The organism is Aurantimonas endophytica (assembly GCF_014196845.1).
In the GTDB taxonomy this organism is placed as follows: Bacteria; Pseudomonadota; Alphaproteobacteria; order Rhizobiales; family Rhizobiaceae; genus Aurantimonas; species Aurantimonas endophytica.
Window position 1 is genome coordinate 309,943 of the sequence record NZ_JACIEM010000006.1, and the last position, 25,549, is coordinate 335,491.

29 protein-coding genes and 1 riboswitch are annotated in these 25,549 nt (G+C 67.6%); of the genes, 13 read left to right on the plus strand and 16 right to left on the minus strand.

The annotated features are described in order from the left end of the window. Position 1: 1 nt before the first annotated feature. A complete protein-coding gene (moeB, locus tag GGR03_RS21830; protein WP_183210897.1) occupies positions 2 to 766 on the plus strand; it encodes a molybdopterin-synthase adenylyltransferase MoeB in 765 nt (254 codons plus the stop codon). Between the two features lie 6 nt (positions 767 to 772). On the opposite strand, the gene GGR03_RS21835 is transcribed toward moeB, so the two are convergent. The 4 genes from GGR03_RS21835 to GGR03_RS21850 all read right to left on the minus strand — a co-directional run bounded on the left by GGR03_RS21835 (position 773) and on the right by GGR03_RS21850 (position 5,573). After that, positions 773 to 2,173 (minus strand): uracil-xanthine permease family protein, encoded by a 1,401-nt coding sequence (locus GGR03_RS21835; protein ID WP_183210898.1) that lies wholly within the window; start codon positions 2,171 to 2,173, stop codon positions 773 to 775. A gap of 172 nt (positions 2,174 to 2,345) precedes the next feature. Further along, the gene (locus GGR03_RS21840; RefSeq protein WP_183210899.1) at positions 2,346 to 2,516 is read right to left on the minus strand and encodes a DUF1328 domain-containing protein; all 171 of its coding nucleotides are present in this window, start codon (positions 2,514 to 2,516) and stop codon (positions 2,346 to 2,348) included. A 97-nt stretch (positions 2,517 to 2,613) separates the two neighbouring features. Further along, positions 2,614 to 4,440 carry a flavin-containing monooxygenase gene (locus tag GGR03_RS21845; RefSeq protein ID WP_183210900.1) on the minus strand — a complete coding sequence of 609 codons (1,827 nt, stop codon included), beginning with the start codon at positions 4,438 to 4,440 and terminating at the stop codon, positions 2,614 to 2,616. Between the two features lie 131 nt (positions 4,441 to 4,571). Beyond that, positions 4,572 to 5,573: a 2-hydroxyacid dehydrogenase gene (locus tag GGR03_RS21850; protein WP_183210901.1), complete on the minus strand. Its 1,002-nt coding sequence runs from the start codon at positions 5,571 to 5,573 to the stop codon at positions 4,572 to 4,574. 186 nt (positions 5,574 to 5,759) lie between these two features. On the opposite strand from GGR03_RS21850, the gene GGR03_RS21855 reads away from it, so the two are divergent. Continuing rightward, on the plus strand, positions 5,760 to 6,305 hold the full coding sequence (locus GGR03_RS21855) for an SH3 domain-containing protein (RefSeq protein ID WP_183210902.1): 546 nt from the start codon (positions 5,760 to 5,762) through the stop codon (positions 6,303 to 6,305). 91 nt (positions 6,306 to 6,396) lie between these two features. Here GGR03_RS21855 and irrA read toward each other — a convergent pair whose 3' ends face one another. Beyond that, a complete protein-coding gene (gene irrA / locus GGR03_RS21860; RefSeq protein ID WP_183210903.1) occupies positions 6,397 to 6,867 on the minus strand; it encodes an iron response transcriptional regulator IrrA in 471 nt (156 codons plus the stop codon). Positions 6,868 to 7,035: 168 nt separating this feature from the next. Further along, positions 7,036 to 7,497 (minus strand): hypothetical protein, encoded by a 462-nt coding sequence (locus GGR03_RS21865; protein ID WP_183210904.1) that lies wholly within the window; start codon positions 7,495 to 7,497, stop codon positions 7,036 to 7,038. Between the two features lie 227 nt (positions 7,498 to 7,724). Between GGR03_RS21865 and fabA the strand changes: the two genes are divergently transcribed. The 3 genes from fabA to fabI are packed head-to-tail and all read left to right on the plus strand — an operon-like array spanning position 7,725 to position 10,376. Beyond that, positions 7,725 to 8,258: a 3-hydroxyacyl-[acyl-carrier-protein] dehydratase FabA gene (gene fabA / locus GGR03_RS21870; RefSeq protein WP_183210905.1), complete on the plus strand. Its 534-nt coding sequence runs from the start codon at positions 7,725 to 7,727 to the stop codon at positions 8,256 to 8,258. A 34-nt stretch (positions 8,259 to 8,292) separates the two neighbouring features. Further along, positions 8,293 to 9,510, plus strand: coding sequence for a beta-ketoacyl-ACP synthase I (gene fabB, locus GGR03_RS21875; RefSeq protein WP_183210906.1), 1,218 nt, complete (start codon positions 8,293 to 8,295; stop codon positions 9,508 to 9,510). A 17-nt stretch (positions 9,511 to 9,527) separates the two neighbouring features. Then, a complete protein-coding gene (fabI, locus tag GGR03_RS21880) occupies positions 9,528 to 10,376 on the plus strand; it encodes an enoyl-ACP reductase FabI (protein WP_183210907.1) in 849 nt (282 codons plus the stop codon). Positions 10,377 to 10,404: 28 nt separating this feature from the next. Here the strand turns inward: fabI and GGR03_RS21885 are convergent, their stop codons facing one another. Next, positions 10,405 to 11,106 carry a winged helix-turn-helix transcriptional regulator gene (locus GGR03_RS21885; RefSeq protein ID WP_183211086.1) on the minus strand — a complete coding sequence of 234 codons (702 nt, stop codon included), beginning with the start codon at positions 11,104 to 11,106 and terminating at the stop codon, positions 10,405 to 10,407. 63 nt (positions 11,107 to 11,169) lie between these two features. Here GGR03_RS21885 and GGR03_RS21890 point away from each other — a divergent pair, with 63 nt between their 5' ends. Genes GGR03_RS21890 through GGR03_RS21900 form a run of 3 tightly spaced genes read left to right on the plus strand, consistent with a single transcriptional unit; the run spans position 11,170 to position 12,468 of the window. After that, positions 11,170 to 11,607, plus strand: coding sequence for a YybH family protein (locus tag GGR03_RS21890; protein ID WP_183210908.1), 438 nt, complete (start codon positions 11,170 to 11,172; stop codon positions 11,605 to 11,607). 33 nt (positions 11,608 to 11,640) lie between these two features. Beyond that, on the plus strand, positions 11,641 to 12,069 hold the full coding sequence (locus tag GGR03_RS21895) for a VOC family protein (RefSeq protein ID WP_183210909.1): 429 nt from the start codon (positions 11,641 to 11,643) through the stop codon (positions 12,067 to 12,069). Between the two features lie 42 nt (positions 12,070 to 12,111). Beyond that, positions 12,112 to 12,468 carry a DUF1428 domain-containing protein gene (locus GGR03_RS21900; protein WP_183210910.1) on the plus strand — a complete coding sequence of 119 codons (357 nt, stop codon included), beginning with the start codon at positions 12,112 to 12,114 and terminating at the stop codon, positions 12,466 to 12,468. A gap of 88 nt (positions 12,469 to 12,556) precedes the next feature. Here the strand turns inward: GGR03_RS21900 and GGR03_RS21905 are convergent, their stop codons facing one another. From GGR03_RS21905 to GGR03_RS21930, 6 genes are all read right to left on the minus strand, one after another. Next, positions 12,557 to 13,165, minus strand: coding sequence for a thiamine phosphate synthase (locus GGR03_RS21905; RefSeq protein ID WP_183210911.1), 609 nt, complete (start codon positions 13,163 to 13,165; stop codon positions 12,557 to 12,559). Continuing rightward, entirely contained in the window at positions 13,162 to 13,941 is a 780-nt protein-coding gene (locus GGR03_RS21910) for a thiazole synthase (protein ID WP_183211087.1), read from the minus strand. Before GGR03_RS21910 ends, GGR03_RS21905 begins: the two co-directional genes overlap by 4 nt. 35 nt (positions 13,942 to 13,976) lie before the next feature. Next, positions 13,977 to 14,174, minus strand: coding sequence for a sulfur carrier protein ThiS (thiS, locus tag GGR03_RS21915; RefSeq protein WP_183210912.1), 198 nt, complete (start codon positions 14,172 to 14,174; stop codon positions 13,977 to 13,979). Continuing rightward, positions 14,171 to 15,148, minus strand: a complete 978-nt coding sequence (locus GGR03_RS21920; RefSeq protein ID WP_183210913.1) for an FAD-dependent oxidoreductase — start codon at positions 15,146 to 15,148, stop codon at positions 14,171 to 14,173. Before GGR03_RS21920 ends, thiS begins: the two co-directional genes overlap by 4 nt. A gap of 119 nt (positions 15,149 to 15,267) precedes the next feature. After that, positions 15,268 to 15,378: riboswitch (TPP riboswitch) on the minus strand. A 208-nt stretch (positions 15,379 to 15,586) separates the two neighbouring features. Then, positions 15,587 to 16,102 carry a DUF2937 family protein gene (locus GGR03_RS21925; RefSeq protein WP_183210914.1) on the minus strand — a complete coding sequence of 172 codons (516 nt, stop codon included), beginning with the start codon at positions 16,100 to 16,102 and terminating at the stop codon, positions 15,587 to 15,589. 82 nt (positions 16,103 to 16,184) lie between these two features. Further along, positions 16,185 to 17,078 (minus strand): LysR substrate-binding domain-containing protein, encoded by an 894-nt coding sequence (locus tag GGR03_RS21930; protein WP_183210915.1) that lies wholly within the window; start codon positions 17,076 to 17,078, stop codon positions 16,185 to 16,187. A gap of 101 nt (positions 17,079 to 17,179) precedes the next feature. Between GGR03_RS21930 and GGR03_RS21935 the strand changes: the two genes are divergently transcribed. Then, positions 17,180 to 17,458 (plus strand): hypothetical protein, encoded by a 279-nt coding sequence (locus GGR03_RS21935; RefSeq protein WP_183210916.1) that lies wholly within the window; start codon positions 17,180 to 17,182, stop codon positions 17,456 to 17,458. A gap of 117 nt (positions 17,459 to 17,575) precedes the next feature. On the opposite strand, the gene pnp is transcribed toward GGR03_RS21935, so the two are convergent. Both pnp and rpsO read right to left on the minus strand, forming a co-directional pair. Further along, the gene (gene pnp, locus GGR03_RS21940; protein ID WP_183210917.1) at positions 17,576 to 19,708 is read right to left on the minus strand and encodes a polyribonucleotide nucleotidyltransferase; all 2,133 of its coding nucleotides are present in this window, start codon (positions 19,706 to 19,708) and stop codon (positions 17,576 to 17,578) included. A 304-nt stretch (positions 19,709 to 20,012) separates the two neighbouring features. After that, entirely contained in the window at positions 20,013 to 20,282 is a 270-nt protein-coding gene (gene rpsO / locus GGR03_RS21945) for a 30S ribosomal protein S15 (RefSeq protein WP_163043103.1), read from the minus strand. Positions 20,283 to 20,537: 255 nt separating this feature from the next. Between rpsO and GGR03_RS21950 the strand changes: the two genes are divergently transcribed. Further along, positions 20,538 to 21,269, plus strand: coding sequence for a DUF899 domain-containing protein (locus tag GGR03_RS21950; protein WP_183210918.1), 732 nt, complete (start codon positions 20,538 to 20,540; stop codon positions 21,267 to 21,269). Positions 21,270 to 21,332: 63 nt separating this feature from the next. Next, a complete protein-coding gene (locus tag GGR03_RS21955) occupies positions 21,333 to 22,103 on the plus strand; it encodes a VOC family protein (protein WP_183210919.1) in 771 nt (256 codons plus the stop codon). Between the two features lie 3 nt (positions 22,104 to 22,106). Here the strand turns inward: GGR03_RS21955 and mutM are convergent, their stop codons facing one another. After that, a complete protein-coding gene (mutM, locus tag GGR03_RS21960; protein WP_183210920.1) occupies positions 22,107 to 23,000 on the minus strand; it encodes a bifunctional DNA-formamidopyrimidine glycosylase/DNA-(apurinic or apyrimidinic site) lyase in 894 nt (297 codons plus the stop codon). A 138-nt stretch (positions 23,001 to 23,138) separates the two neighbouring features. Between mutM and ubiE the strand changes: the two genes are divergently transcribed. Together ubiE and ubiB are read left to right on the plus strand one after the other, a co-directional pair. Then, the gene (ubiE, locus tag GGR03_RS21965) at positions 23,139 to 23,918 is read left to right on the plus strand and encodes a bifunctional demethylmenaquinone methyltransferase/2-methoxy-6-polyprenyl-1,4-benzoquinol methylase UbiE (protein ID WP_183210921.1); all 780 of its coding nucleotides are present in this window, start codon (positions 23,139 to 23,141) and stop codon (positions 23,916 to 23,918) included. A 16-nt stretch (positions 23,919 to 23,934) separates the two neighbouring features. After that, entirely contained in the window at positions 23,935 to 25,521 is a 1,587-nt protein-coding gene (gene ubiB / locus GGR03_RS21970; protein ID WP_183210922.1) for a 2-polyprenylphenol 6-hydroxylase, read from the plus strand. Positions 25,522 to 25,549 lie beyond the last annotated feature (28 nt).

Genomic DNA, 25,549 nt, shown 5'->3' on the forward strand with positions numbered 1-25,549 from the left:
GATGAACGAGACCAGGCTCGACCACCGCGAACTGGAGCGCTACGCCCGCCACATCGTCCTGCCGGAAGTCGGCGGTCCGGGTCAGCAGCTTCTGAAGCGCGCCCGTGTGCTGGTCATCGGCGCCGGCGGCCTCGGCTCGCCGGTGGTGCTGTATCTCGCTGCCGCCGGCGTCGGCACGATCGGCATCGTCGACGACGACACCGTCTCGCTCTCCAACCTGCAGCGCCAGGTCCTGCACCGGACCGAGGATGTCGGACGTTCCAAGCTCGACAGCGCCACCGATGCGGTCGCCGCGCTCAACCCGCATGTCGCCATCGTGCCGCACGCCCTGCGCATCGACCCGCAGAACGGCGCGGCGATCGTCGCTGCTTATGATCTCGTCATCGACGGTTCGGACAATTTCGAGACCCGCTATGCCATGGCCGATCTCTGTGCCGCTGCCGGGCGGCCGCTGGTTACCGCCGCGGTGAACCGCTTCTCGGGCTCGCTCACCGTGCTGAAGCCCTACGCGGCGGCGGCGGACGGCGTACCCAACCCGAGCTATCGCGACCTCTTCCCCGAGGCGCCGCCGGCGGGCCTGGTGCCGTCTTGCGCCGAGGCGGGCATCCTCGGCGTCACCACCGGCGTCCTCGGCACGCTGGCGGCGAGCGAGGCGATCAAGCTGATCTGCGGCGTCGGCGAGCCGCTCGTCGGCAAGCTCCTGATGGTCGACCTCCTGACCATGCGCTTCGAGACGATCCGCTACCGGCGCCCTCGGCAGGGCTGAGCGGCGTCAGGTCGTCGGCTCGCTTTCCATCGGCGCGACGACCGCCGCGCGGGGGCTTTCCGGCTGCGGTTCGGGCAGGGCCAGCGACAGGAGAATAGCGGTGAGCCCGCTGAGCGTGATCGGGGTGGCGAAGACCTGGCGTACGAAATCCGGCAATTGCTGGGTCGCCTCCGGCACCAGCGTCACGCCGAGACCGAGGCCGAAGGAAACCGCCATGATGTAGGCTCGGCGCCGGTCGATCTCCTGCGTCGCGAGGATCCGGATGCCGGCGACGGCGATGGTGCCGAACAGGACCAGCGTCGCGCCGCCGAGCACGGGCTTCGGCACCAGGAGCAGCAAATTGCCGATGATCGGGAAGAAGCCGAGCACGGTCAGGATGGCGGCGATGTAGAGGCCGACATGCCGGCTGGCGACGCCGGTCATCTGGATGACGCCATTGTTCTGCGAGAAGGTCGTGTTCGGGAAGGTGTTGAAGATCGCGGCGAGGCCGGAATTGATACCGTCCGCCAGGATGCCGCCCTTGATGCGGCTGATATAGAGCGGCCCCTTCACCGGCTCGCCGGCGATCACCGAGTTGGCCGTCAGGTCGCCCGTCGTCTCGATGGCGGTGATCAGATAGAGGAACGCGATCGGCACGAATAGTCCGAGATCGAAGTCGATCCCGTAGCGGAACGGAATCGGCAGGGCGACGAACGGCCCGGTGCCGAACGCCGAGACATCGATCCGGCCGAGCAGTGCCGCGACCAGGCAGCCGAAGACGAGGCCGCCCATGATCGCCGAGATCCGCACCATCGGCCGCTTGTGGAAGCTGAGCACCAGGATTGCCGCGATCACCACGAGGCCGAGCAGCAGGTTGACCGGGTCGCCGAGCGTTTCCCCGGCGTTGGCGCCGCCGGCGAAGTCGGTGAAGCCGACCTTGACCAGGCTGAGCCCAATGACGGTGATGACGATGCCGGTCACCGTTGGCGTGATGATCCGGCCGAGCCGTTCGACGAAGCGGCTGAGGACGATCTCGACGAGACAGCCGACGAGGCAAAGCCCGAAGATCATCGCCAGCATGTCCTCGGGCGTGCCGCCGCGCGCCTTGACGGCGAAGCCGGCTGCCAGGATCGCGCCGAGAAAGGCGAAGCTCGTGCCCTGCACGCTAAGGAGCCCGGATCCGACCGGGCCGATGCGGCGGCACTGGATGAAGGTTGCGACGCCCGAGACGAAGAGCGACATCGCGACGAGATAGGGAATGTGCTCGCCGAGGCCGAGCACGCCGCCGATCACCAGAGCGGGCGTCACGATGCCGACCACCGAGGCGAGGATATGCTGGATGGCGGCGAGGGTGCTGGGGCCGGGCGGCGGCGTGTCGTCGAGGCCGTAGATCAGGCCGCTGGTAGAAATTGCCGGATTCTGCGCCATGGCGATGCTCCGCTGTTCAGGGCGCACCGCAACCACGGCGCGAAAGGGCCCTGTCTGCACGAAGCAGGAAGCATGCCATGCGGGGGGATCGACGTCGTCCCGAAATGCCAGAAGGGCGGCATCTCTCGATGCCGCCCTTCTTCAGGCGAAGTTCGTCAGCGGTCGACCGACCTCAGAGCGAGGGGCGGCGCGACCGGCCGAAGATCAGCGACAGGACGAACAGCACGATGGCGACGAAGAAGATGATCTTCGCGATGCCGACGGCGGTGCCCGCGATGCCACCGAAGCCGAGAACGGCGGCGATGAGGGCGATAACCAGGAACGTGATGGCCCAACCGATCATGGTCGGTACTCCTTTGGATGTTTGTCTGGCTTACAAACGCGCGGAAGCGGAAAAGGTTCGATCGGGACCGTTGCGGACGTATCGGGCCCGCCTCGCGTCAGCGGCCCGAGTGATGCACGTCCTGCAGCCCGTACACTTGCGTGGCAAGACCCGCCTCCCGCGCCTTCAGCTGCAGCGCCAGATAGAGCGAGTAATGCCGCGACTGGTGGAGATTGCCGCCGTGGAACCAGAGGTTCGGCTGCTGCGTCGGCTTCCACATGTTGCGCTGCTCGCCCTCCCAGGGGCCGGGGTCCTTCGGCGTGTCGGAGCCGAGGCCCCAGACCTTGCCGACCTTGTCGGCAACCTCCTGGCTGATCAGGTCGGCCGCCCAGCCGTTCATCGAGCCGTAGCCGGTGGCGTAGACGATGAGGTCGGCGGGCAGTTCCGTGCCGTCGACGAAGCGCACCCCGGTCTCGGTGATCTCCTCGATCTCGACGCCGCTCTTCAGCTTGATCTTGCCGTCGATGATGAGCTGCGAGGCGCCGACATCGATGTAGTAGCCGGAGCCGCGGCGCAGATATTTCATGAACAGGCCGGAATCGTCGGCGCCGTAGTCCAGCATGAAGCCGGCCTTCTCCAGCGCCGCGTAGAAGTCGGCGTCGACCTCGCGGATCTTGTCGTAGATCGGGATCTGGAACTCGTGGAGAATCCGGTAGGGGAGCGAGGCGAAGATCATGTCGGCCTTCGCCGTGTCGATGCCGCTGGCGACGGCGCGCTCGGAATAGAGCGAGCCGAGCCCGTGCTCCATCAGCGAATCCGACTTCACGATATGCGTCGTCGAGCGCTGCACCATGGTGACGTCGGCGCCGGCCTCGTAGAGCGCCGCAGAGATGTCGTGGGCGGAGTTGTTCGACCCGATGACGACGGCCTTCTTGCCTTTCCAGGCGTCGGGGCCGGGATGCTGCGACGAGTGGTGATGCTCGCCCTTGAAGCGCTCCATGCCCTTGATCGTCGGCATGTTCGGCTTGCCCGACATGCCGGTCGCCAGCACCAGCTGTTTCGGGTGAAGCGTCACTTCCTCGCCGTCCCGGTCGACGACGACGGTCCACTCGCCCTTGGTCTCGTCGAAACTGGCGCTCTTGCAGGTCGTGCGCGACCAGTAATTGAGCTCCATGATCTTCGTGTACATCTCGAGCCAGTCGCCGATCTTGTCCTTCGGGGCGAAGACCGGCCAGTTCTTCGGGAACTCGAGATAGGGCAGGTGGTCGTACCAGACCGGATCGTGCAGGCAGAGCGACTTGTAGCGCTTGCGCCAGGAATCGCCCGGCCGGTCGTTGCGCTCGACGATGATCGTGGGAACGCCGAGCTGGCGCAGCCGGGCGCCCAGCGCGATGCCGCCCTGGCCGCCGCCGACGATCAGCACGTAGGGTTGCGTCGCGTAGCCGAGATCCGCCGCCTCCTGCTGGCGCTTCTCCAGCCAGGACTTGCGGCCGGCCTCCGAGCCGTGCTCGGCGCCCATCGGCCGGCGATCCGCAAGCGGCTCCTCGAAGCCCTTCAGCTCGGTCATCGCCGTCAGCAGCGTCCAGGCCTTGCCGTCCTTGAGGCGTAAGAGGCCGTTACCGCGCGCCACCGCCGTCTCGAAGGTGATCCACGCCTCGGTGACGCCGCCCGCTTCGCTCGGCTCGCCGGTGACGGCGAAATGGCCGGGCTGCACGTCGGAGAGCACCGCCCGCAGCATGTCGCGCACCTCGCCCGGCCCCTCCATCGTGCGGATGTTCCAGGTGAAGGTGACGAGGTCCCGCCAGAAGCTGACAGGGGCGAACATCGCCGCCGCCGCTTCCGCATCGCCTTTCGCCAGGGCCGTCTCGAAGGCGGCCAGCCACGCCGTGACCGTGCCACGCGCGTCGCTCTCGACCGTCGCCGGCCGTTCCAGTGTCTCGCTCATGATTCCTCCCGAAGCGCGACGGTCCGCCTTTCGGCGGCCGCCTTCTTGTCGCTGCGCTCAGTCTGCGACAGGCCGGGAAGTCAGGCAAGATGGCGGGCACGAGCGCCGGGAGCGCACGTCGACGCAGGCGGTCAGTAGCCGCCGGGGAGGATGCGGTCGGGCGGACGGTGGCCGTCCATCAGCGTGCGGATGTTGATGATCACCTTCTCGCCCATGTCGATGCGGGCCTCGATCGTCGCCGAGCCGAGATGCGGCAGCAGCACCACCCGGTGCTGCTCGGCGAGGCGCAGGAGCCGCCGGTCGATCGCCGGCTCCTCCTCGAACACGTCGAGGCCGGCGCCGGCGATGCGGTTCTCCTCCAGGAGCCGGACCAGCGCCTTCTCGTTGATGATCTCGCCGCGGGCGGTGTTGACGATGAAGGCATGCGGCTGGATCAGCGCCAGCCGCCGCGCCGACAGGAGGTGGAACGTCGCCGGCGTCGACGGGCAGTTGACCGAGACGATGTCCATGCGGGCGAGCATCTGGTCGAGGCTCTCCCAGTAGGTGGCGCCGAGCTCGGCCTCGGTCTTCGGGCTGACGCGGCGGCGGTTGTGGTAGTGGATCTCGAGGCCGAAGGCCTTGGCGCGCCGCGCCACCGCGGTGCCGATCCGGCCCATGCCGAGAATGCCGAGCTTCTTGCCCCAGATCCGCCGCCCGAGCATCCAGGTCGGCGACCAGCCCGGCCAGCCCTCGCCGGATGTGAGCCGCATGCCGCCCTCGACCAGCCGGCGCGGCACTGCCAGGATCAGCGCCATGGTCATGTCGGCGGTGTCCTCGTTGAGGACGTTCGGCGTGTTGGTGACAAAGAGATTGCGGCCGAGCGCTGCCTCGACGTCGATATTGTCGACGCCATTGCCGTAATTGGCGATCAGCTTGAGGCGCGGGCCCGCCTGCTCGATCACCGCCCGGTCGATGCGGTCGGTGACGGTCGGCACCAGCACGTCCGCCTCGCGCACGGCTGCGACGAGTTCGGGCTGTTCGAGCGGCCGGTCGGTCTCGTTGAGCCGCGTGTCGAACAGTTCGCACATGCGCGCCTCGATCGGCGCCGGCAGCTTGCGCGTGATGATCACGAGCGGTTTTTCGCGCGTCGTCATCGGCCACGATCCTTTGAACTCAAGACGTTGTTAACCGAAACGGACGATTATCGATCCGAGAGCCGAGCGCCCCTCCTAGCAAGCGGGAGCGCTGAAAACAAAGTGTTTCCCGCGCCCGGCTCGGCCCCGCCGCGCGGAGGGCCCGAGAGCTGCGCGGCTTCCCGGTCCATCCTCTGGAGTATCGTCATGGTTTTCGCCTTTCTCCGCCGTTCGTTCCTCGCTCTGGTCGGCGCGGCCGTGCTCGCCACCGGGACGATCGCCCCCATGGCGCCGGTGCTGGCCGTCGAGGTCGGTCCGGTCTCCAAGCTGCCGCTGCCGCGCTATGTCAGCCTCAAGTCGGCGCGGGTGAACCTGCGCATCGGCCCGGGCCGCGACTACCCGGTCAGCTGGCTGTATCTCAAGCCCGGCCTGCCGGTGGAGGTGGTCCAGGAATACGAGCTCTGGCGGCGGATCCGCGATTCCGAAGGTACCGAAGGCTGGGTCTACCATTCGCTGCTGTCGGGCGAGCGTACCTCGATCGCCGCCCCCTGGCTGAAGGGCAAGGCGACGATGATCGACGTGCATGCCAACCCGGCGACGGATGCACCGCTGACCGCACGGCTGGAGCCGGGGGTCGTCGCGCCGGTGCGCGAATGCGCCTCGGGCTGGTGCCAGCTCGCCGTCATGGACCGCAGCGGCTATGTGCGGCAGCAGGAAATCTGGGGCGTCTACCCGGACGAGAACTTCCAGTAGGCGCGGCCGCCCGAGATCAATCGCCCGCCCATGAAAAAGGCCCGGATCGTTCGACGACCGGGCCTTTTCTGCGTCTGATAGTCAGTGTCCGTCAGTCGGCGGCAATGGCTGCCGGGACCGGCTCGGCCGCGACCGCCGACGCCTTGCGACGCAGCCGCACAACGACGTCGACATTGACGATCTCCATGCCTTCCGGCGGCTCCGGCAGCTGATCGAAACGCAGGCTACCGTCGGGAATGTCGATCATCGCATTGTCGTCTTCGACGAAGAAATGGTGATGATCGTCGGTGTTGGTGTCGAAATAGGTGCGCTGGCCCTCGGCCGAGAGCGGCCGCACGAGGCCGGCATCGGTGAACTGGTGCAGCGTGTTGTAGACCGTGGCGAGGGATACGGGCTCGCCGGCCTTGTGCGCCTCGGCATAGAGTTCCTCGGCCGAGAGATGACGATCACCGGCGCCGAACATCAGGTTGCAGAGCGCCACGCGCTGCCGTGTCGGGCGAAGGCCCACCGAACGCAGGCGTTCGAACACGCAGAAACGAGTGGGGCGCGGCCGGTTATCCATCGCAAATGCCCGATATTTCGAGTTTTGGTTCAAGCAAGAGGTTTTTTAAGGAGGCACCCTCGCATACGCAAGACATAATAAGGCACAACGCCTTTCGCCACAAATGCTTTGACCGGTCGGCCCCGTCCGTGGCCAGATTGATCGCCCGGGCTGCTGCCTGGCGCCGGTTCAGCCGCAACGCTGCCGGAACGTCTCGACGGCCCGACCCGAGCCCGCGAGCGGCACGACGTAACGGCCGGCAGGGCTCGACACTTCCGCCGCACGCCCCTGTGCCAGCGCGTCCAGCAGTGTCGTCAGTTCGGCCATCGGTGCCGCATGCACGAGGTTCGAGAAGTCGCGGCTGCCGCCGTCGCGCGCCTGCGCCTCGAAGAGGAACGCCGTGCCGTCGACGCTGACGGGCACCGTGTAGGCGCCCCCGGTCGGCAGATGGGCGGGAAAGCCGGAGAAGGCCAGCTCGACGCGGCCGCGTGTCACGCAGGTCAGCGACAGCCCGGTGAACGACCCGCCCACCGTCAGCCCGGCCGTCTGCCCCGACACGGTCCAGTTCTGCGCACCGGCCGGCGCAGCCGTCGCCAAGGCGGCCGCCACAAGGACGGCGGCACCGATCGGCAGCGGGGCATGCTTGTTCATGGGCTGGCGTTGCTCCGTCGATTTCCGGGCCATTTGTAACGAAGAGACGACACCCTATCGAAAAACACATGCGGCGACCATATTTGGCGCCGGGCCGGCAATTCGGCGCCCCCTTCGCCGGTGTCGGATCTGGGGGGAAGGTTTCCAGCGCAGCGACAGCCATGCTAAGGGCCAGCGCGACAGCGGCCCACAGATGGCCGCGCACATGAGGGCGGACACGACGGAACATGGCGACGCAAAAGACCGCATTCGACTACGACGATCTCATCGCCTGTGGTCACGGGCAGCTCTTCGGGTCGGGTAACGCGCAGCTTCCTCTGCCACCGATGCTGATGTTCGATCGCATAACCGAGGTGAACGAGAGCGGTGGCGAGTTCGGCAAGGGCATGATCCGCGCCGAATTCGACGTCAATCCGGACCTCTGGTTCTTCGGCTGCCATTTCGAGGGCGACCCGGTCATGCCCGGCTGCCTCGGCCTCGATGCCCTCTGGCAACTGACCGGCTTCTATCTCGGCTGGCTCGGCGAGCCCGGGCGCGGCCGCGCCCTCGGGGTCGGCGAGGTGAAGTTCACCGGCCAGGTGACGCCGAAGGTCAAGCTCGTCGAATACGGCGTCGAGTTCCGCCGTGTCATGCGCTCGAAGCTGAAGCTTGGTATCGCCCATGGCTGGATGAAGGCCGATGGCGAGGTCATCTACCGCGCCAGCGACCTCAGGGTCGGCCTGTTTGCCGATGCCGATGGCGAAGCCTCGGCGACCGGCTGATGGGCTCGATCGCGGCGGGAAAAGGGGGCGGACAATGAGACGCGTGGTCGTGACCGGCATGGGTATCGTTTCCTCGATCGGCAACAATGCCGAGGAGGTGACGCAATCGCTGAAAGAAGGCCGCTCCGGCATCAGCTTTGCGCCGGAATACAAGGAGCTGGGCTTCCGCAGCCATGTCCACGGTCGGCCGAGCCTCGACCCGACGACCGTTCTCGACAGGCGGGCGATGCGCTTCCATGGCGGCGGCACCGCGTGGAACCACGTCGCGATGGACCAGGCGATCGCCGATGCGGGCCTGTCGCCCGAGGACATCTCCAACGAGCGCACCGGCATCATCATGGGCTCCGGCGGCGCCTCGACGGCGACCATCGTCCAGGCCGCCGACACGACGCGTGAGAAGGGCCCGAAGCGCATCGGCCCGACCGCCGTGCCGAAGGCCATGTCCTCCACCGCCTCGGCGACGCTGGCGACCTGGTTCAAGATCCGGGGCGTCAACTATTCGATCTCCTCGGCCTGCTCGACCTCGAGCCATTGCATCGGCAACGCCGCCGAGATGATCCAGTGGGGCAAGCAGGACGTGATGTTCGCCGGCGGCTGCGAGGATCTGCACTGGACGCTGTCGGTGCTGTTCGATGCGATGGGCGCGCTCTCCTCGGACTTCAACGACCGTCCGGACGTCGCCAGCCGCGCCTATGACAAGGACCGCGACGGCTTCGTCATCGCCGGCGGCGCCGGCGTCCTGGTGCTGGAGGAATACGAGCGGGCGAAGGCCCGCGGCGCCAACATCCTGGCGGAGATCGTCGGCTACGGCGCCACCTCCGACGGCGCCGACATGGTCGCCCCGTCTGGCGAAGGGGCGGTACGCTGCATGCAGCAGGCGATCGCGGGTCTCTCAGGACCGATCGACTACATCAATCCGCACGCCACTTCGACGGTCGTGGGCGACCGGATGGAAGTCCAGGCGATCCGGGAAGTGTTCGGCTCGGCCATCCCGCCGATTTCGGGCACCAAGTCGCTGACCGGCCATTCGCAGGGCGCCACCGGCGTCCACGAAGCCATCTACTCGCTGCTGATGATGAAGCACGGCTTCATCGCCGGAAGCGCGCATATCGACGCGATCGATCCGGAGTTCGCCGACCTCCCGATCGTGCGCGAGCGGCGGGACGGCGTGAAGCTCGACCGCATCCTGTCGAACTCGTTCGGCTTCGGCGGGACCAATGCCTGCCTCGTGTTCCAGCGCGTCGCGGACTGATGAACGGAAGGGGCACCATGGGCGATCTTATGGCTGGCAAGCGAGGCCTCATCATGGGCGTCGCGAACCACAACTCCATTGCGTGGGGCGCTGCCAAGGCGCTGTCGGCGCAGGGCGCGGAGATCGCGCTCACCTATCAGGGCGAGGCGTTCGGCCGCCGCGTGCGGCCGCTGGCGGCCGAAATCGGCAGCAGGCTGGTGATCCCCTGCGACGTCGAGGACACGGCTTCCCTCGACCAGGTCTTCGAGACGCTGAAGGCGGAATGGGGCACGATCGACTTCGTGCTTCATGCCATCGCCTTCTCGGACAAGTCGGAGCTGAAGGGCCTCTACGCCGACACGACGCGCGAGAATTTTTCGCGCACCATGCTGATCTCCTGCTTCTCCTTCACCGAGGTCGCCAGGCGGGCGGCGGCGATCATGACGAATGGCGGCTCGATGGTCACCATGACCTACGGCGGCGCCGTCCGCGTCATGCCCAACTACAACGTCATGGGCGTCGCCAAGGCGGCGCTCGAGGCGTCGGTGCGCTATCTCGCGGCGGATTTCGGCCCGCGCAACATCCGCATCAACGCCGTCTCCGCCGGACCGGTCCGCACGCTCGCCGGTGCCGGCGTCTCCGACGCGCGGCTGATGTTCAATTTCCAGCGGCGCAACGCGCCGATGCGGCGCAACACGACGATCGAGGAGGTCGGCGGCGCCGTGCTCTACCTCATGTCGGATCTCGCCAACGGCGTCACGGGCGAGATCCATTACGTCGATTCCGGCTACAACATCATGTCGATGCCCTCGCTGGACGAGCTGAAGGCGCAGGAGCACCGCAAGGCGATCGTCGAGGGCGACGAGATACCCGACGACGTCAAATAGGAGGCGTGCGCCCGCCGGTGCTCCCCGGTCAGCCCGGTAGCACTGCCTTTGGCGGCAGCGGAAACAGGCTGACGAAGCGTTCGGCGAGCCTTCTGTCGCCGCCCACCGCTAGACAACCCTCCGCCTCCAGCGCCCCCAGGTCCTGCCCGCCATAGATCGCGGCCGCGATCATCGGCGGCGGACCGGCGAAGACGACGTCCGCGCCCTCGGTCGGACCCGGCTCGATGTCGATCTCTCCGTTTGCCAGATGCGCGACGAAGCTCTCCGCCCCCAGCGCAAAGCCGATGCGCGCGTCGAGACCGCCGGCGCGCTGTGGATCCAGCATCGTGCGCAGCGACAGGAGCAGCGAGGCGGCGCTGAACGGCAGCGTCGGGTCGTGGCTCGGCGAACGCGCCGCCCAGCGGCCGAGGGCCTGGAAGATCGGCTCGCTCTCGTATCCCCACTCCGTCAGTTCGTAGACCTGCGCCCCGGAAGGCGGCGGCAACTTGCGACGGATCAAAATCCCGGCGGCTTCGAGCCCCTCCAGCCGCTGCGTCAGGACGTTGGCGCTGATCCCCGGCAGGCTGGCGCGCAACGCGCTGAACCGCTTCGGTCCCCAGAACAGCTCCCGCATCACCAGCAGCGCCCAGCGCTCGCCGACCAGATCGAGGGCATGAGCCGCTGCGCAGGAATCGTCGTAGTGGCGGCGTCGAGGGCCGTCAGGAAGTGCAGTTATTTTTTCTAACTTCATGGTTGCCATTTATAACTTGATGAGGCATGACTAGCAAATGAAACCCGAGGAGGAGTGCGGGTCATGGCAGGGATGGAAGCACGCGCCATACGCGACCTGATCGACGCGCGGAACGACGCCGTCCGCGCCGGCGACACGGCCCGCGCCATGGCTGCGATGGCAAAGGACGTGGTGACCTTCGACCTCGCGCCGCCGCTGCAGCTGGCCGGGGCGCCGGCCCGCGACACCGCCGGCATGGAAGAGTGGTTGGCGACGTGGGATGGCCCGGTCTCGGTGGTGATGCCGGAGCCGACAGTGGTCGTCGAGGGCGACATCGCCTTCGCCCACGGTCTCAGCCGGATGCGCGGCGTGAAGCGCGGCGAGGGACCGATCGACCTCTGGTACCGGTCGACCCTCTGCCTGAAGCGCGGCCCCGACGGCTGGTCGCTGCTGCACGAGCACCATTCCGTGCCGATGAAGATGGACGGCAGCGGTCTCGCCGCCACCGACCTTCACCCCTGACATCATGATCGCCACGCTGAGGAGGACGAACCTTTGGCCCAGATGATTTTCGTGAACCTGCCGGTCGCCGATCTCGACCGATCCATTGCCTTCTACGAGGCCATCGGCGCGAGGCGTAACCCGCAATTCTCCGACGACACCGCGGCCTGCATGGTGTTCTCGGACACGATCCACGTGATGATCCTCACCCATGCCAAGTTCGGCGCCTTCACCCCCAAGGCGATCGCCGACGCCCGCGCCACCAGCGAGGTGCTGATCGCCCTGTCCACCGACAGCCGCTCGGAGGTGGACGCGATGGTGGACGCCGCCGCGAGCGCCGGGGGATCGGCCGACCCGGTGCCGCCCCAGGACCACGGCTTCATGTACAATCGCAGTTTCGAGGATCCGGACGGCCACATCTGGGAGCCGGTATGGATGGATCCTGCCGCGGTGGCGGGAAATGAGGAAACGCAGGCGGCGTGAACTGCTGAGCAGGCGCGCCGGTAAAGATCAGGGAGGAAGAGCATGGACTATATCGACGGATTCGTGGTGCCCGTCCCGGCCGAGAACCGGGAGGCCTATCGCGCCCTGGCCGCGAAGGTCGCACCGTTATTCATGAAGCACGGCGCCAAGCGCCTGGTGGAATGCTGGGGCGACGACGTGCCGGACGGCAAGGTCACCGACTTCCGCGGCGCCGTGAAGGCCAAGGAGGGAGAGGTCGTGGTGTTTTCCTGGATCGCCTGGCCGGACAAGGCGACGCGCGATGCCGGCATGGCAGCGTTCAGGGAAGATCCCGAGATCAAGATGGAAGCCGACATGCCTTTCGACGGCCAGCGGATGATCTTCGGCGGCTTCGAAACCATCGTGGACGAGGCCGGCTAGGCGGCGACCTACCAGCCTCGTCAGCGGTCGCTAAGGCGGATGCTGCCGATGGGGCTGGGCGAACTTGCTGGCGGCTCCGGCGATCGGCTCACCGCCACGGGGCCGTTGCCGCCAGCCATTGCCGCGTCCGCGCTTCCGGGTCGGCATGGCGCGTCACGTCGGTGACGACGGCGGCGACGTCGGCGCCCGCCTCGAAGACTTGCGGCAGGTTCTCGGCGGTGATGCCGCCGATCGCCACGAGCGGCAGGTCGCCGACCTGCTCGCGCCACCGCGTCAGCCGGGCCGGCGTCTGCGGCGCCCATTTCATCGCCTTGAGCTTGGTCTCCCAGATCGGGCCGAGCGCGACATAGTCCGGCGCCGCGGCAAGCGCGGTGGCGAGTTCCGCGCGGTCGTGCGTGCTGATCCCGAGCCGCAGCCCCGCCGCCCGTATTGCGACAAGATCGGCCTCCGCCAGGTCCTCCTGGCCGAGATGCACGAAGTCGCAGCCTTCCTCGATCGCCAGCTGCCAGTGATCGTTGACGACCAGCGTGCAGCCATGGACGGTGCACACCGCCTTCGTCCGCCGCACCGCATCGCGGAGCCTCTCCGGATCCATGTCCTTGGCGCGCAGCTGCAGGAGCTTCACCCCGACCGGCACCAGAAGCTCGGCCGTCTCCGCATCGTCGACGATCAGGTAGAACGGGTCGAGCCGGGTCATTCGCCGCCGCCCAGCATCGCCTGTCCGAAGGTCGGCGTCGAGGGCGCTGCCATGTCACGCGGGTCCATCGGGTCGGCGCACCAGGCAAGTCGCCCGGCCTCGACCGCCGTCGCGAAGGCGCGCGCCATCGCGACCGGGTCGCCGGCGCGGGCGACCGCGGTGTTGAGCAGCACGCCGTCATAGCCGAGCTCCATCGCGGCGGCGGCATGCGACGGCAGGCCGAGCCCCGCGTCGACGATCAGCGTCAGCTCCGGGAAATAGGCCCGCAACTGCCGCAGCCCGTAGCGGTTGTTGAGCCCGAGCCCGGAGCCGATCGGCGCGCCCCACGGCATCAGCACGCGGCACCCGGCCTCCACCAGCCTGTCGGCGACCGACAGATCCTCGACCGTGTAGGGCAGCACCTTGAAGCCGTCCGCAACGAGGATCCGCGCCGCCTCGACCAGCCCGAACACGTCGGGCTGCAGCGTCTCGGCGTCGCGCACGACTTCCAGCTTGATCCAGTCGGTGGCGAACACCTCGCGGGCCATCTGCGCCGTCGTCACCGCCTCGCGCGCCGAGTGGCAGCCGGCGGTGTTCGGCAGTACCTTCACGCCGAGTTCGCGGATCAGCGACCAGAAGGCCTGGCCGGCACGGCCTGTGCCGGACTCACGGCGCAGCGAAACCGTTACCACCCCGACGTCGGCGGCTTTCACCGAGTCCGAGAGAATCTGCGGCGAGGGGTAGAGCGACGTGCCGAGCATCAGCCGCGAGCCAAGTCGCGTGCCGTAGATGTCCATGCCGTCCGGCATGGTTGCGGATCCGTCCATATGGCTCAGCCTCCCTTCATCGGGGCGATGATCTCGACAGCGTCGCCCTCGGCAATCGGCGTGTCGGCGCGCGCCTCGCGTGGCACGAAATCGCGGTTGAGGGCGGTCGCGACGATCGCTCCCTCGTAGCCGAGCTCCAGGAGCAGGGCATCGAGCGTCGGGGCGAGGACGTGCTGCGCCTCGCCATTGACGATTATGTTCATGATGCTGCCTTCAATCCTTCGCCGAGAATGTGGGTGACGGCCTCCTCCGCCACTGCCGGGGAGAGCAGGAAGCCGTGGCGGTAGAGCCCGTTGACGGTGACGACGCGCCCGTGCCGGGAAACGCGCGGCAGATTGTCGGGGAAGGCGGGGCGCAGGCCGCTGCCGGTCTCGACGATCTCCGCCTCGGCAAAGGCGGGGTGCAGCGCATAGGCCGCGTTGAGGAGATCCACCATCCCGCGTGCGGTGACGCCGCGCCGGTCGTCGCTTTCCACGACGGTAGCGCCGACCATGAACAACCCGTCGCCGCGCGGCACGACATAGACCGGCCAGCGCGGATGCAGCAGCCGGACAGGGCGCGACAGCGACAGGTCGTCGCTCTTCAGGATCAGCATCTCGCCCCGCACCGGCCGCAGCGCCGGCGTTTCTTCGGCCGCCGCGAAACCGCGGCAATCGACGACAAAGTCATGATCGAGCGTCGCGGCGTCGACGGAAGCGCCGAAACGGACGGGGCCGCCGGATCGGCTGACGCGGGCGGCAAGGCTCTCCAGCGCAAGGCGCGGGTCGAGATGGGCTTCCTCGGGGAAGAACAGCGCCTCGCTGAAGCGACCGGCCAGATCCGGCTCCAGCATCGCGATCCGGTCAGACCCGATCCGCTCGTGACCGCGCGTGCGGCGGGCGAACCGGGCGAGGTCGCTGCGGTCCCGCCAGGGTGCGACCACCAGCGTGCCGCCGCGCTCGACGCGGGGTACGTTCGTCGACCACCAGTCGATCCCGGCAAGCCCGGGGGCAATGATGCCGGGGCCGGCGTCCTCGGCCTCGCAGTACGGGGCGAGCATGCCGCCGGCGAGCCATGACGCCGCGCCCGCGCCGAGACGGTCGGAGGCTTCGAATATCTCGGCCGTCAGGCCCCGCTCGGCGAGCCGTGCCGCGGTGACCAGCCCCGCGGCGCCGGCGCCGATGATGGCGATGCGCATGGTCAGGCCGGTCCCGTGCCGGATGTGCCCGAATGGCTGGCGTGCATCGCGTCCTCCGCCTTTTGTCGGGTTCGCGTGCTGACGAATAGGATGAAAATACCGTGCATGACCCGCCGATCGGGGGTCGCCGACACCATCCCTCCGCCAGTGCAAACTGGATCAGGTTCGAAGGGTCGCCACGCACATGGGTGGCCTCTCAGTTCCCTGCCGGAACTCCCCTTGGATGGGGTGAATCTGTGGGTGCGGGCCGGCAGTGTCAACGGTGGCCACGAATTACTCGCGCAATCACGCAGCCGGCCGGGCAGTCGGTCTCCCTGCGTCGGCCTACCGCAGTTTCAGCGAGTGGGTGCCGGCGTTTCTCACGGCGTCATCCTCGGGCTTGACCCGAGGACCCGTGCCAAGCCGCCGCCGTCCGCCGCTGAGAGCGTGGCGCCCGCCTCACCCGTACGGAATCCGATTCGCCCGCCGCCGTCGCCGCATGCGTACCGCGCCGTGGCAGCTTGCCCCGAAGGCCCAGCCGAGCCCGAAGCCGGCAAGCGTCAGCAGGAGGCCCTCCAGCGACACCGGCAGCGCCGGGCGGTAGTCCTCGCCGGTCCGCCGGGCGATCGCCCAGTCCGGGTCGCCGGCGGCGATGAACGGGCGCGACAGCGGCGCGGCCTCGATCAGATCGCGGTAGCGCCGCTCGACATCCTCGAACCGCGCTATCGTGGTGGCGGCATCGGCGCCCTGCCGCACGACGAGCGTGTCGGCATTGGTCCGCAGTCGCTCCAGCGCCTCCTGGCGCGACAGGGCGAAGCTGCGGGCGCTCTCGTCGAACCGGGCGACGATCTGCCGAAGCTCGTCCGCCGCGCCGCCCAGCCGCTGCAGATATTGCTGGGTGAACTCGACCGACTGGCTGAAGGTCAGGCCGAGAAGGATCGCCGCAAAGAGGCGGATCAGCAGCGCCGACATCATGCTTTCTCCGTTGGCCGCACCTGCCGTCGCACGACAATGACGCGCGGGGCTTGCGCGATCCACGCGCGGGCCTGAAAGCGCCTCAGGCGAACAGCCGCGTGCCGCGCTCGCCAATCGAGCGGAAGCTCGCGGCGACATGCTCGGCCAGCGCTTCCGCCACAGCCCCGACGCCATCCCGCCGGGCGAGCGTCATCCGGTAGGAGCCGAGCTGCGGCAGCCCGCGTTCGGGGCCGAGCCGCACCAGGCTGTCCGAGACGACGCTGAGCGGCAGCGGCGCGATGGCGAGATCGGCGGCCACCGCCGCGATCTGGCCCTGGCAGAACTCGCTGCGATAGGCGAGGCGGTAGTCGATTCCGGCCCGGTCGAGCGCGTCCAGCGCCACGGCGCGCCAGGAACAGCCGTGATCGGCGAGCGCCAGTGGCAAGGGCCGGGTCTCCGCCGCCATGCCGCCCCGCGCGCCGATCCATACCAGCGGCTCGGTGTGGATGACGTTCGGGCCGTCGGCAGCGGCGTCGCTGGCATGGATCGCGATGTCGAGTTCGCCGTTCGCGCACAGCCGCTGCAGCTCCACCGTGCGGTCCAGCAGCACCGCCACCTCGACCCGCGGATGAGTCTCGGCGAAGCGCCGCAGAATGTCGGGGATGGCGATTATGCCGGCATCGTTCGGCACGCCGAGCCGCACGCTGCCCTCGCAGCAGGCGGATTCCGTGAACCGGGTAAACGCCTCGTCGTTGAGCTTCAGCAGCCGGCGCGCATAGCCGAGGAAGATCTCGCCATCCGGTGTCAGCGCCACGCTGCGGGCGTCGCGCCGGAACAGGTCGCGGCCGACCATGTCCTCGAGCTTCTTGACCTGCAGGCTGACGGCGGAGGGGCTGCGATGCACCCGCTCGGCGGCGCGCGAGAAGTTTCCGGTATCGGCGATCGCCACGACCGTCCGCGCGAGATCCATGTCGAGATTGGGAAGGGCCCGGAACATGTGCAACCTGTTAGAAAAACTCGACGACAGGGTTACAGTTTCTCGTTTCTCAAATCAATGAGGAAACCTCATATTGCCACCAACAGCAATTGGAGGTTCTCATGTTCAGATCCCTTTACGACCCCCGCCTCGGCGACGAAGAGGCGGATCTGCCGGCTTCCGGTCTCGTCACGCGGCTCAAGTCTTGGACCGTCGAGCGGCGCCGGCAACGACTGCAGCGGGATGCGTTCAACACGCTGCTGCGGGTCGACGGGCATATCCTCGCCGACGTCACGGGCCTCACTCGCGAGCAGGTCGAGCACGCGGCCAGACTGCCGCTGAGCGTCGATGCGACCCAGGTGATCCGCCTGATACAGGCAGATGCCTGGCGCCGTCGCTAAGCGGTGCGACGCCGTGGAGGCAGGCCGGTCCTGCCTCGCCGCTACCCCAGCGACACACGAAAAAAGGCGCGCCCCAAGGGGCACGCCTTTCATCATGCGAAGTGAAGATGGGGCCGATCAGGCCGCGTCTTCGGCCTTGTCGCCGGCGATTTCCTGGCCGGTCGCCTGGTCGACGACCTTCATCGAGAGGCGGACCTTGCCGCGCTCGTCGAAGCCCATCAGCTTGACCCAGACCTTCTGGCCTTCCTTGACGACGTCGGTCGTCTTGGCGACGCGCTCGGCGCCGAGCTGGCTGATGTGCACGAGGCCGTCGCGGGCCCCGAAGAAGTTGACGAAGGCGCCGAATTCGACGGTCTTCACCACCGTGCCCTCGTAGATCTCACCGACTTCCGGCTCGGCGACGATCGAGTGGATCCACTTCTTGGCCGCCTCGATCTCCTTGCCGGAGGCCGACGCGATCTTCACCGTGCCGTCGTCCTCGATGTTGATCTTGGCGCCGGTCTTCTCGACGATCTCGCGGATGATCTTGCCGCCGGCGCCGATGACGTCGCGGATCTTGTCGGTCGGGATCTGCATGACCTCGATGCGCGGCGCGAACTCGCCGAGCTCGGCGCGGTTGGTCGACAGCGCCTTGGCCATCTCGTCGAGAATGTGCAGGCGGCCGCCCTTGGCCTGGTCGAGGGCGATCTGCATGATCTCCTCGGTAATGCCCTGGATCTTGATGTCCATCTGCAGGGCGGTGATGCCCTCCGAGGTGCCGGCGACCTTGAAGTCCATGTCGCCGAGATGATCCTCGTCACCCAGGATGTCCGACAGCACCGCGAAGCGCTCGTCTTCCTTGATCAGGCCCATGGCGATGCCGGCGACCGAACGGGTCAGCGGGACGCCCGCATCCATCAGGGCAAGCGAGGTGCCGCAGACCGTCGCCATCGAGGACGAGCCGTTCGACTCGGTGATCTCGGAGACGGCACGGATCGTGTAGGGGAACTGCTCCGGTGCCGGCAGGATCGGGCGCAGGGCGCGCCAGGCGAGCTTGCCGTGGCCGATCTCGCGACGGCCGGGCGAACCCATGCGGCCGGTCTCGCCGACCGAGTAGGGAGGGAAGTTGTAATGGAGCAGGAAGCGCTCCTTGTAGGTCCCGGTCAGCGCGTCGACGAACTGCTCGTCCTCGCCGGTGCCCAGCGTGGCGACGACCAGCGCCTGGGTCTCGCCGCGGGTGAACAGCGCCGAACCATGGGTGCGCGGCAGGACGCCCGCCTCCGACACGATGGCGCGGACCGTCTTCAGGTCGCGGCCGTCGATGCGGTTGCCGGTGTCGAGGATGTTCCAGCGGACGATCTTGGCCTGCAGCGACTTGAAGACGGCGCCGACGACTTCCTTGGGAGCCTTGGGTTCTTCGCCCTCGGGCAGAAAATGCGCCATGACCTTCGCCTTGACGGCGTCGACGGCGGCGTAGCGGGCCATCTTGTCGGTGTTCTTGTAGGCGTCGCGCAGCTCGCCCTCGACCAGCGAGAGCATTTCCTGCTCGAGCGCCGAACGGTCGGGAACCTGGTGGTCGCGGGGCTCCTTGGCGGCGTGCTCGGCAAGCTTGATGATCGCGTCGATCACCGGCTGGAAGCCGCGGTGGCCGAACATCACGGCGCCGAGCATGACGTCCTCGGCCAGCTCGTGGGCTTCCGATTCCACCATCAGCACGGCGTCCTCGGTGCCGGCGACGATCAGGTCGAGCTTCGACTCGCCCATCTCGTCGACATGCGGGTTCAGCTTGTACTCGCCGTTGATGTAGCCGACGCGGGCGCCGCCGATCGGGCCCATGAACGGCACGCCCGACAGCGTCAGGGCGGCGGAAGCGGCGACCATCGCGACGACGTCCGGGTCGTTCTCGAGGTCATGCTGCAGGACGGTGAGGACGACCTGCGTGTCGTTCTTGTAGCCTTCGGCGAAGAGCGGGCGGATCGGACGGTCGATGAGGCGCGACGTCAGCGTCTCCTTCTCGGAAGGACGGCCTTCGCGCTTGAAGAAGCCGCCCGGGATCTTGCCCGCGGCGAAGGTCTTCTCCTGGTAGTTGACGGTCAGCGGGAAGAAGTCGAAGCCCTGCTTCGGCTGCTTCTCGGACACGACCGTCGCGAGCACGACGGTCTCGCCGTAGGTCGCGAGCACGGCGCCGTCGGCCTGGCGGGCGATCTTGCCGGTCTCGAGGGTGAGCGGACGTCCCGCCCAGTCGATTTCCACCTTGTGGGTGTTGAACATGTTCTTGCCTTTTCATCCTGCGCTCCGTGGTGCCCGCCTGGGGCACCGGAGCCGGAGCGCGTTTCGTGGTCGAAACGCGTCATGGGCAAGACGACGGGAGGCTTCGCGGGAACCCTTCTCGGTTCCGCCGCGGTGGCCTGGCCACCACGTTTTCCGGAAGCATCCGGCAATCCTGCCCCATGACCGTTCGGTGGTCGGACGCCGCGACTGTTTCGCGATATCCGGGGCTGTGGCGCTCTTGAGGAGCGCCGAAATGCGACCGGCGGGCCCCGGTTTCATCCAGGGCCCGCCGGAGCTAAATTGGTTAGCGGCGCAGGCTGAGGCGGCCGATAAGCGTCTGGTAGCGCTCTTCTTCCCGCGACTTCAGATAGTCGAGGAGGCGGCGGCGCTGCGAGACCATCTTCAGAAGGCCACGACGCGAGTGGTTGTCCTTCTTGTGGTCCTTGAAGTGACCGGTCAGATTGTTGATGCGCTCGGTGAGGATCGCCACCTGGACTTCCGGCGAACCGGTGTCGCCTTCCTTGGTGCCGTATTCCTTCATGAGCTCTGCTTTACGCTCAAGCGTGATCGACATCGAAATCCCTTTCTTGGAAGTCGTGAGGGTTCGGTCGCCCTTGGCCGGGATGTCGTCCAGCGAGGGCCATGAATACGCGGACGGACACGAGGTCAGTCGGCGCCTGCCGCATATAGGCCAAAAAAGCGGGGATTGCTAGCCGCTCCCGGAGAGCCGGCATCGGCTCCCGGAGCGCCGGCCGGCTTTGACAGAAGCGAAAAGGGTTGATATCAACACAAAGGGAGAATGAGACGGTTCGCTGATCAGGAGGATTTCATGCAGCCGATCCGCATCGCAACACGTGAAGAATGGCTCGCCGCCCGCCTGGCGCTCCTCGCCAGCGAGAAGGCCGAGACCCGGATGCGCGATGAGAACCGCGTCCGGCGCCTCGATCTGCCCTGGGTGGCGGTCGAGGCGGACTACCGCTTCTCGACGCCGCACGGCGAGCAGCGCCTCGCCGATCTCTTCGACGGCCGCAGTCAGCTGGTGGTCTATCATTTCATGTTCGGGCCGGACTGGGAGGCGGGCTGCCCGGGCTGCTCGTTCCTCGCCGATCATCTCGACGGCACCCTGGCGCATCTCAACCACCACGACGTGACGCTCGTGGCCGTGTCCCGCGCGCCGCTGGAAAAGCTCGAAGCCTACAAGCGTCGCATGGGCTGGCGCTTCCCGTGGGTTTCCTCGATGGGCAGCGACTTCAACCGCGATTTCCACGTCTCGTTCAGCGAGGAGGAGCTGGCTTCAGGGGCAGTCCGCTACAATTTCGAGGAGATCCCCGCCGACCGGGCCGCGCCGGAGCTGCCCGGTCTCAGCGCCTTCGCGAAGGACGCGAGCGGTAGGGTCTTCCATACCTATTCCAGCTACGGGCGCGGCCCGGAGGAGCTGATCGGCACGCTGATGATCCTCGACCGCGCGCCGAAGGGGCGCAACGAGGACGAGACGATGGATTTCGTGCGCCGTCACGACGAATATGAGCAGCGCGCGCCGCAGGGCGTCGCGGCGGAATGATCCGCAGCCGGCTCCGGCAAGGAACTCGCCGGACAACGCAAGGCAAAGGGAGAGGGACGGCGCATGCAACAGGGTGACTTTATCTGGTGCGAACTCATGACGCCGGACGCGAAGGCGGCGGAGGGCTTCTATCGCGAGGTCGTCGGGTGGACCGCGGACGACACGAGCGTCGAGGGAATGGCCTACACGACATTCAAGGCGGCCGGCGTGCCCGTCGCTGGCCTGATGGAACTGTCGGCGGAAATGCGCGATGCCGGTGCCAGCCCGGGTTGGATCGGTTATGTCTATGTCGACGACGTCGATGCGACGGCGCGGCGGGTGACGGAGCTCGGCGGGCTGGTCCATCGCGCCGCTTCCGACATCCCTTCGATCGGCCGCTTCGCCGTGGTCGCCGCGCCGGACGGTGCGGCCTTCGCACTGTTCAAGCCGAACGACGATGACGGCCCGACGCGGCAGCGGATGGTGCCCGGCCATGTCGGCTGGCACGAGCTGATGGCCGGCGAGCTCGATGCCGCCTTCGCCTTCTATGCCGAACTGTTCGGCTGGGTGCGCACCGAGGCGATCGACATGGGGCCGATGGGTACCTACCAGATATTCGCCCCCAGGGACGGCGGTGACGCGATCGGCGGCATGATGACCCGTCTGCCGGAGATGCCCGCCAGTTTCTGGCTCTATTACTTCAACGTCGAGGCGCTCGATTCAGCGCTGGAACGCGTCACGGCCGGCGGCGGCACGCTGATCAACGAACCGATGCAGGTGCCGGGCGGCGCCTGGATCGGCCAGTGCCTCGATCCGCAGGGGGCGATGTTCGCGCTGGTGGCGCTGCGCCGGTAACGCTCAGCGCTGGCAGACGGGGCAAAAGAAGGTCGAGCGGCCGGACTGGACGATGCGCCGGACGACGCCCCGGCAATCGTCCCGCTTGCACGGCTCGTCCTCGCGCCCATAGACCGCGAAGCTGTGCTGGAAATAGCCGAGTGACCCGTCGGCCTGGCGATAGTCGCGCAGCGACGATCCGCCGGCGGCGATCGCATCCGCGATCGTCGCCCGGATCTCCTCCGCCAACCGGTCCAGCCGCTGGCTGGCCGTTCCGTCCTTGCGCACGACGGTGCCGGCGGCGCGTCGCGGCGACAGTCGCGCCCGCCACAGCGCCTCGCAGACATAGATATTGCCGAGCCCGGCGATCACCCGCTGGTCGAGCAGCACGGCCTTGAGCGGCGCCGCGCGGCCGGCGAAGAACGGCGCCAGCACTGCGCCCGACAATTCGTTGCCGGTGGGCTCGATCCCGAGGCCGGCGAAATGCGGATGCGCTTCGAAAGCCTCGCGTTCGATCAGGCTCATGTAGCCGAAGCGGCGCGGGTCGTTGAACACGATGCTTGCCGAGGTACCGTCGCTGGTCGTCAGGTCGAAGCGCACATGGTCGTGCAGGCGCTCGGCTGACCGCGGATGCGCGAAGACGCCGGGCACGACGGCGCCCTCCGGGCTCTCGATGCGGAACGAGCCCGACATGCCGAGATGCATCGCCAGCAGCAGCCCGCCCTCGATCTCCACGAGGAGATATTTCGCCCGCCGCCCAAGCGCTTCGATGCGTCTGCCTGCCAGCCTTTCGGCGAAGCGCTCCGGCAACGGGAAGCGCAGATCCGGCCGCGACAGGACGACATGATCGATGCGCGCGCCCTCCATCACGTCGACGAGTCCGCGGCGGACGGTCTCGACCTCTGGCAATTCCGGCATTTTCGATTAAGTCCCTGATCCATGGACGCGCCCACGGGGTGCGCCCCGGCGTCTCGCTCTGTCACGCAAGGCCCCCCGAGGCCAGCGCCTGCCCATTATCCCGCATCCGGCCGATGCGATGCAACGAAGGTGCCATCCATGTCGCGAACCCGTGCCACCGGAGCCGAAGCGATGGAGACCGCCTATGGCTTCTCCACCGTCACGGGCCGCGAGGAAAAGCAGGCGCGCGTCAACGAGGTGTTCCACCGCGTCGCCGAACGCTACGACCTGATGAACGATCTGATGTCCGGCGGCCTGCACCGGCTCTGGAAGGGCGCCATGGTGTCGTGGCTCGCGCCGCCGCATCGGGCCGGCTGGCGTTTCATCGACGTGGCGGGCGGCACCGGCGACGTCGCCTTCCGGATCGTCGAGGCCTCGCGCCGCAGTGCGTCCGGTACCGTCCTCGACATCAACGCCTCGATGCTCGGCGTCGGCGCGGAGCGGGCGGTCAAGCGCGGCCTGCAGGACAATCTCGTCTTCGTCGAGGGCAATGCCGAGAAGCTGGCGCTGCCCGATGCAAGCTTCGACGCCTATACGATCGCCTTCGGCATCCGCAACGTGCCGCGCATCGACCTCGCCCTCGCCGAGGCCTATCGCGTCCTGAAGCCGGGCGGGCGCTTCCTGTGCCTGGAATTCTCCGAGGTCGACATGCCGGTGCTCGACAAGGTCTACGAAGCCTGGTCGTTCAAGGCGATCCCGCGGATCGGCGAAGTGGTCGCGCGTGACCGCGAGTCCTACGAGTACCTGGTCGAATCGATCCGCCGCTTTCCCAACCAGGAAAACTTCGCTGCCGCGATCCGCGCCGCCGGCTTCGAGCGCGTCACCTATCGCAACCTGTCGGGAGGCATTGCTGCCATCCATTCCGGCTGGAAACTCTGACGGGATCTAGCGACCTTTGGCCCATCCCGTAACTGGCACGATCGCCCTCATCAGGGCCGTCTACGTGCTCGCCCGCGAGGGCGTCATCGCCTCGTTTCCGGCCGAGGGTCTGCCGCCCGGCCCGGCGATGCTGCATGGCCTGGCGCGGCTCATCGCCCGTGGCTCGACCGAGGAGCGCGCCCGCCCGGACAATCTGTCGCGGGCGCTGCACCGGCTGGGTCCCTCCTATGTCAAGCTCGGGCAGTTCCTCGCGACAAGGCCGGACCTCGTCGGCGTCGGCACTGCGCGCCAGCTCGGCATGCTGCAGGACAACGTCCCGCCCTTCCCGCGAGAACTCGCCGTCGCCGAAATCGAGACGACGCTCGGCCGGCCGCTGGATGCGCTGTTCATCGACCTAGGCGAGGTCGTGGGCGCGGCGTCGATCGCGCAGGTCTACAAGGCCCGGATCCGCAACGAGGACGGCAGCGAGCGCTTCGCCGCGGTGAAGGTCATCCGCCCGGGCATCAGGGCCCGGTTCCGCCGCGAGCTCGACACCTTCGCCTTCATCGCGCGCTTCCTCGAGCGCTACATCCCGGCCGCCCGCCGGCTGCGGCCGATCGCGGTGGTCGAGACGCTCGCCCAGTCGACGCGCATCGAGATGGATCTGCGGCTGGAGGCCGCCGCGGCCTCGGAAATGGCCGAGAACACGGCAGACGATCACGGCTTCCGGGTGCCGGCGATCGACTGGGAGCGCACCGGCCGCGACGTCGTCACCATGGAGTGGATCGACGGCATCAAGATGAGCAATGTCGCGGCGATCGCCGAGGCCGGTCACGATCTGAAGCAGCTCGGCGTGACGGTCGTTCAGTCCTTCCTGCGCCAGGCCATGCGCGACGGCTTCTTCCATGCCGACATGCACCAGGGAAATCTCTTCGTCGCCCATGACGGGACGGTGGTGGCGGTCGATCTCGGCATCGTCGGGCGGCTGAGCGACGACTCCAAGCGCTTCCTCGCCGAAATCCTCTACGGCTTCATCCGGCGCGACTATCGCCGGGTGGCGGAGCTGCATTTCGAGGCGGGCTACGTCCCGCGGACGCAGGATGTCGCGAGCTTCGCGCAGGCGCTGCGGGCGATCGGCGAGCCGATCTACGGCCAGCCGGCCGAGACGATCTCGATGGGCCACCTGCTGTCGCTGCTGTTCGAGGTGACCGAACTCTTCGACATGCGGGCGCGGCCGGAACTCGTGCTCCTGCAGAAGACCATGGTGGTCGTCGAAGGCGTGGCGCGCACCTTCGACCCGAAGTTCAACATGTGGGTGGCGGCCGAACCCGTCGTCTCCGACTACATCCTCCACGAACTGGGCCCAGCCGCGAAGCTGCGTGAGGCGCGCGACGGGATCGAGGCGATGCTGCGGCTGGCGCGGCGGGCGCCGGATCTGGCGACCGGGCTTGAAATCCTCGCCAAGCAGATGCCCGATCTCATCGAGAACGGCATCCGCCTCAACGACGACACGCTGAAGGACCTGGCGTCCGAGAAGCGCGCCAGCATCATGTCCGGCCGCATCGCCCAGTGGGTGATCGCCCTGTCGCTGCTGACCATCGCGGGATCGCTGGTCTTCGGTTGAGCGGCCGGCGCGAAGCGCTCTCGTCGCG

Coding starts and splice junctions, on each gene's coding strand:
- fabI (WP_183210907.1), top strand. CDS start 9,528: ATGGGCGATCTTATGGCTGGCAAGCGAGGCCTCATCATGGGCGTCGCG.
- moeB (WP_183210897.1), top strand. CDS start 2: ATGAACGAGACCAGGCTCGACCACCGCGAACTGGAGCGCTACGCCCGC.
- GGR03_RS21865 (WP_183210904.1), bottom strand. CDS start 7,497: ATGAACAAGCATGCCCCGCTGCCGATCGGTGCCGCCGTCCTTGTGGCG.
- pnp (WP_183210917.1), bottom strand. CDS start 19,708: ATGTTCAACACCCACAAGGTGGAAATCGACTGGGCGGGACGTCCGCTC.
- GGR03_RS21835 (WP_183210898.1), bottom strand. CDS start 2,173: ATGGCGCAGAATCCGGCAATTTCTACCAGCGGCCTGATCTACGGCCTC.
- GGR03_RS21920 (WP_183210913.1), bottom strand. CDS start 15,148: ATGCGCATCGCCATCATCGGCGCCGGCGCCGCGGGGCTGGTCACCGCG.
- ubiE (WP_183210921.1), top strand. CDS start 23,139: ATGTCGCGAACCCGTGCCACCGGAGCCGAAGCGATGGAGACCGCCTAT.
- GGR03_RS21840 (WP_183210899.1), bottom strand. CDS start 2,516: ATGATCGGTTGGGCCATCACGTTCCTGGTTATCGCCCTCATCGCCGCC.
- GGR03_RS21885 (WP_183211086.1), bottom strand. CDS start 11,106: ATGAAGTTAGAAAAAATAACTGCACTTCCTGACGGCCCTCGACGCCGC.
- GGR03_RS21905 (WP_183210911.1), bottom strand. CDS start 13,165: ATGACCCGGCTCGACCCGTTCTACCTGATCGTCGACGATGCGGAGACG.
- GGR03_RS21955 (WP_183210919.1), top strand. CDS start 21,333: ATGCAACAGGGTGACTTTATCTGGTGCGAACTCATGACGCCGGACGCG.
- rpsO (WP_163043103.1), bottom strand. CDS start 20,282: ATGTCGATCACGCTTGAGCGTAAAGCAGAGCTCATGAAGGAATACGGC.
- fabA (WP_183210905.1), top strand. CDS start 7,725: ATGGCGACGCAAAAGACCGCATTCGACTACGACGATCTCATCGCCTGT.
- GGR03_RS21850 (WP_183210901.1), bottom strand. CDS start 5,573: ATGACGACGCGCGAAAAACCGCTCGTGATCATCACGCGCAAGCTGCCG.
- GGR03_RS21845 (WP_183210900.1), bottom strand. CDS start 4,440: ATGAGCGAGACACTGGAACGGCCGGCGACGGTCGAGAGCGACGCGCGT.
- GGR03_RS21890 (WP_183210908.1), top strand. CDS start 11,170: ATGGCAGGGATGGAAGCACGCGCCATACGCGACCTGATCGACGCGCGG.
- irrA (WP_183210903.1), bottom strand. CDS start 6,867: ATGGATAACCGGCCGCGCCCCACTCGTTTCTGCGTGTTCGAACGCCTG.
- GGR03_RS21910 (WP_183211087.1), bottom strand. CDS start 13,941: ATGGACATCTACGGCACGCGACTTGGCTCGCGGCTGATGCTCGGCACG.
- GGR03_RS21855 (WP_183210902.1), top strand. CDS start 5,760: ATGGTTTTCGCCTTTCTCCGCCGTTCGTTCCTCGCTCTGGTCGGCGCG.
- GGR03_RS21935 (WP_183210916.1), top strand. CDS start 17,180: ATGTTCAGATCCCTTTACGACCCCCGCCTCGGCGACGAAGAGGCGGAT.
- thiS (WP_183210912.1), bottom strand. CDS start 14,174: ATGAACATAATCGTCAATGGCGAGGCGCAGCACGTCCTCGCCCCGACG.
- GGR03_RS21900 (WP_183210910.1), top strand. CDS start 12,112: ATGGACTATATCGACGGATTCGTGGTGCCCGTCCCGGCCGAGAACCGG.
- GGR03_RS21925 (WP_183210914.1), bottom strand. CDS start 16,102: ATGATGTCGGCGCTGCTGATCCGCCTCTTTGCGGCGATCCTTCTCGGC.
- GGR03_RS21930 (WP_183210915.1), bottom strand. CDS start 17,078: ATGTTCCGGGCCCTTCCCAATCTCGACATGGATCTCGCGCGGACGGTC.
- mutM (WP_183210920.1), bottom strand. CDS start 23,000: ATGCCGGAATTGCCAGAGGTCGAGACCGTCCGCCGCGGACTCGTCGAC.
- GGR03_RS21950 (WP_183210918.1), top strand. CDS start 20,538: ATGCAGCCGATCCGCATCGCAACACGTGAAGAATGGCTCGCCGCCCGC.
- fabB (WP_183210906.1), top strand. CDS start 8,293: ATGAGACGCGTGGTCGTGACCGGCATGGGTATCGTTTCCTCGATCGGC.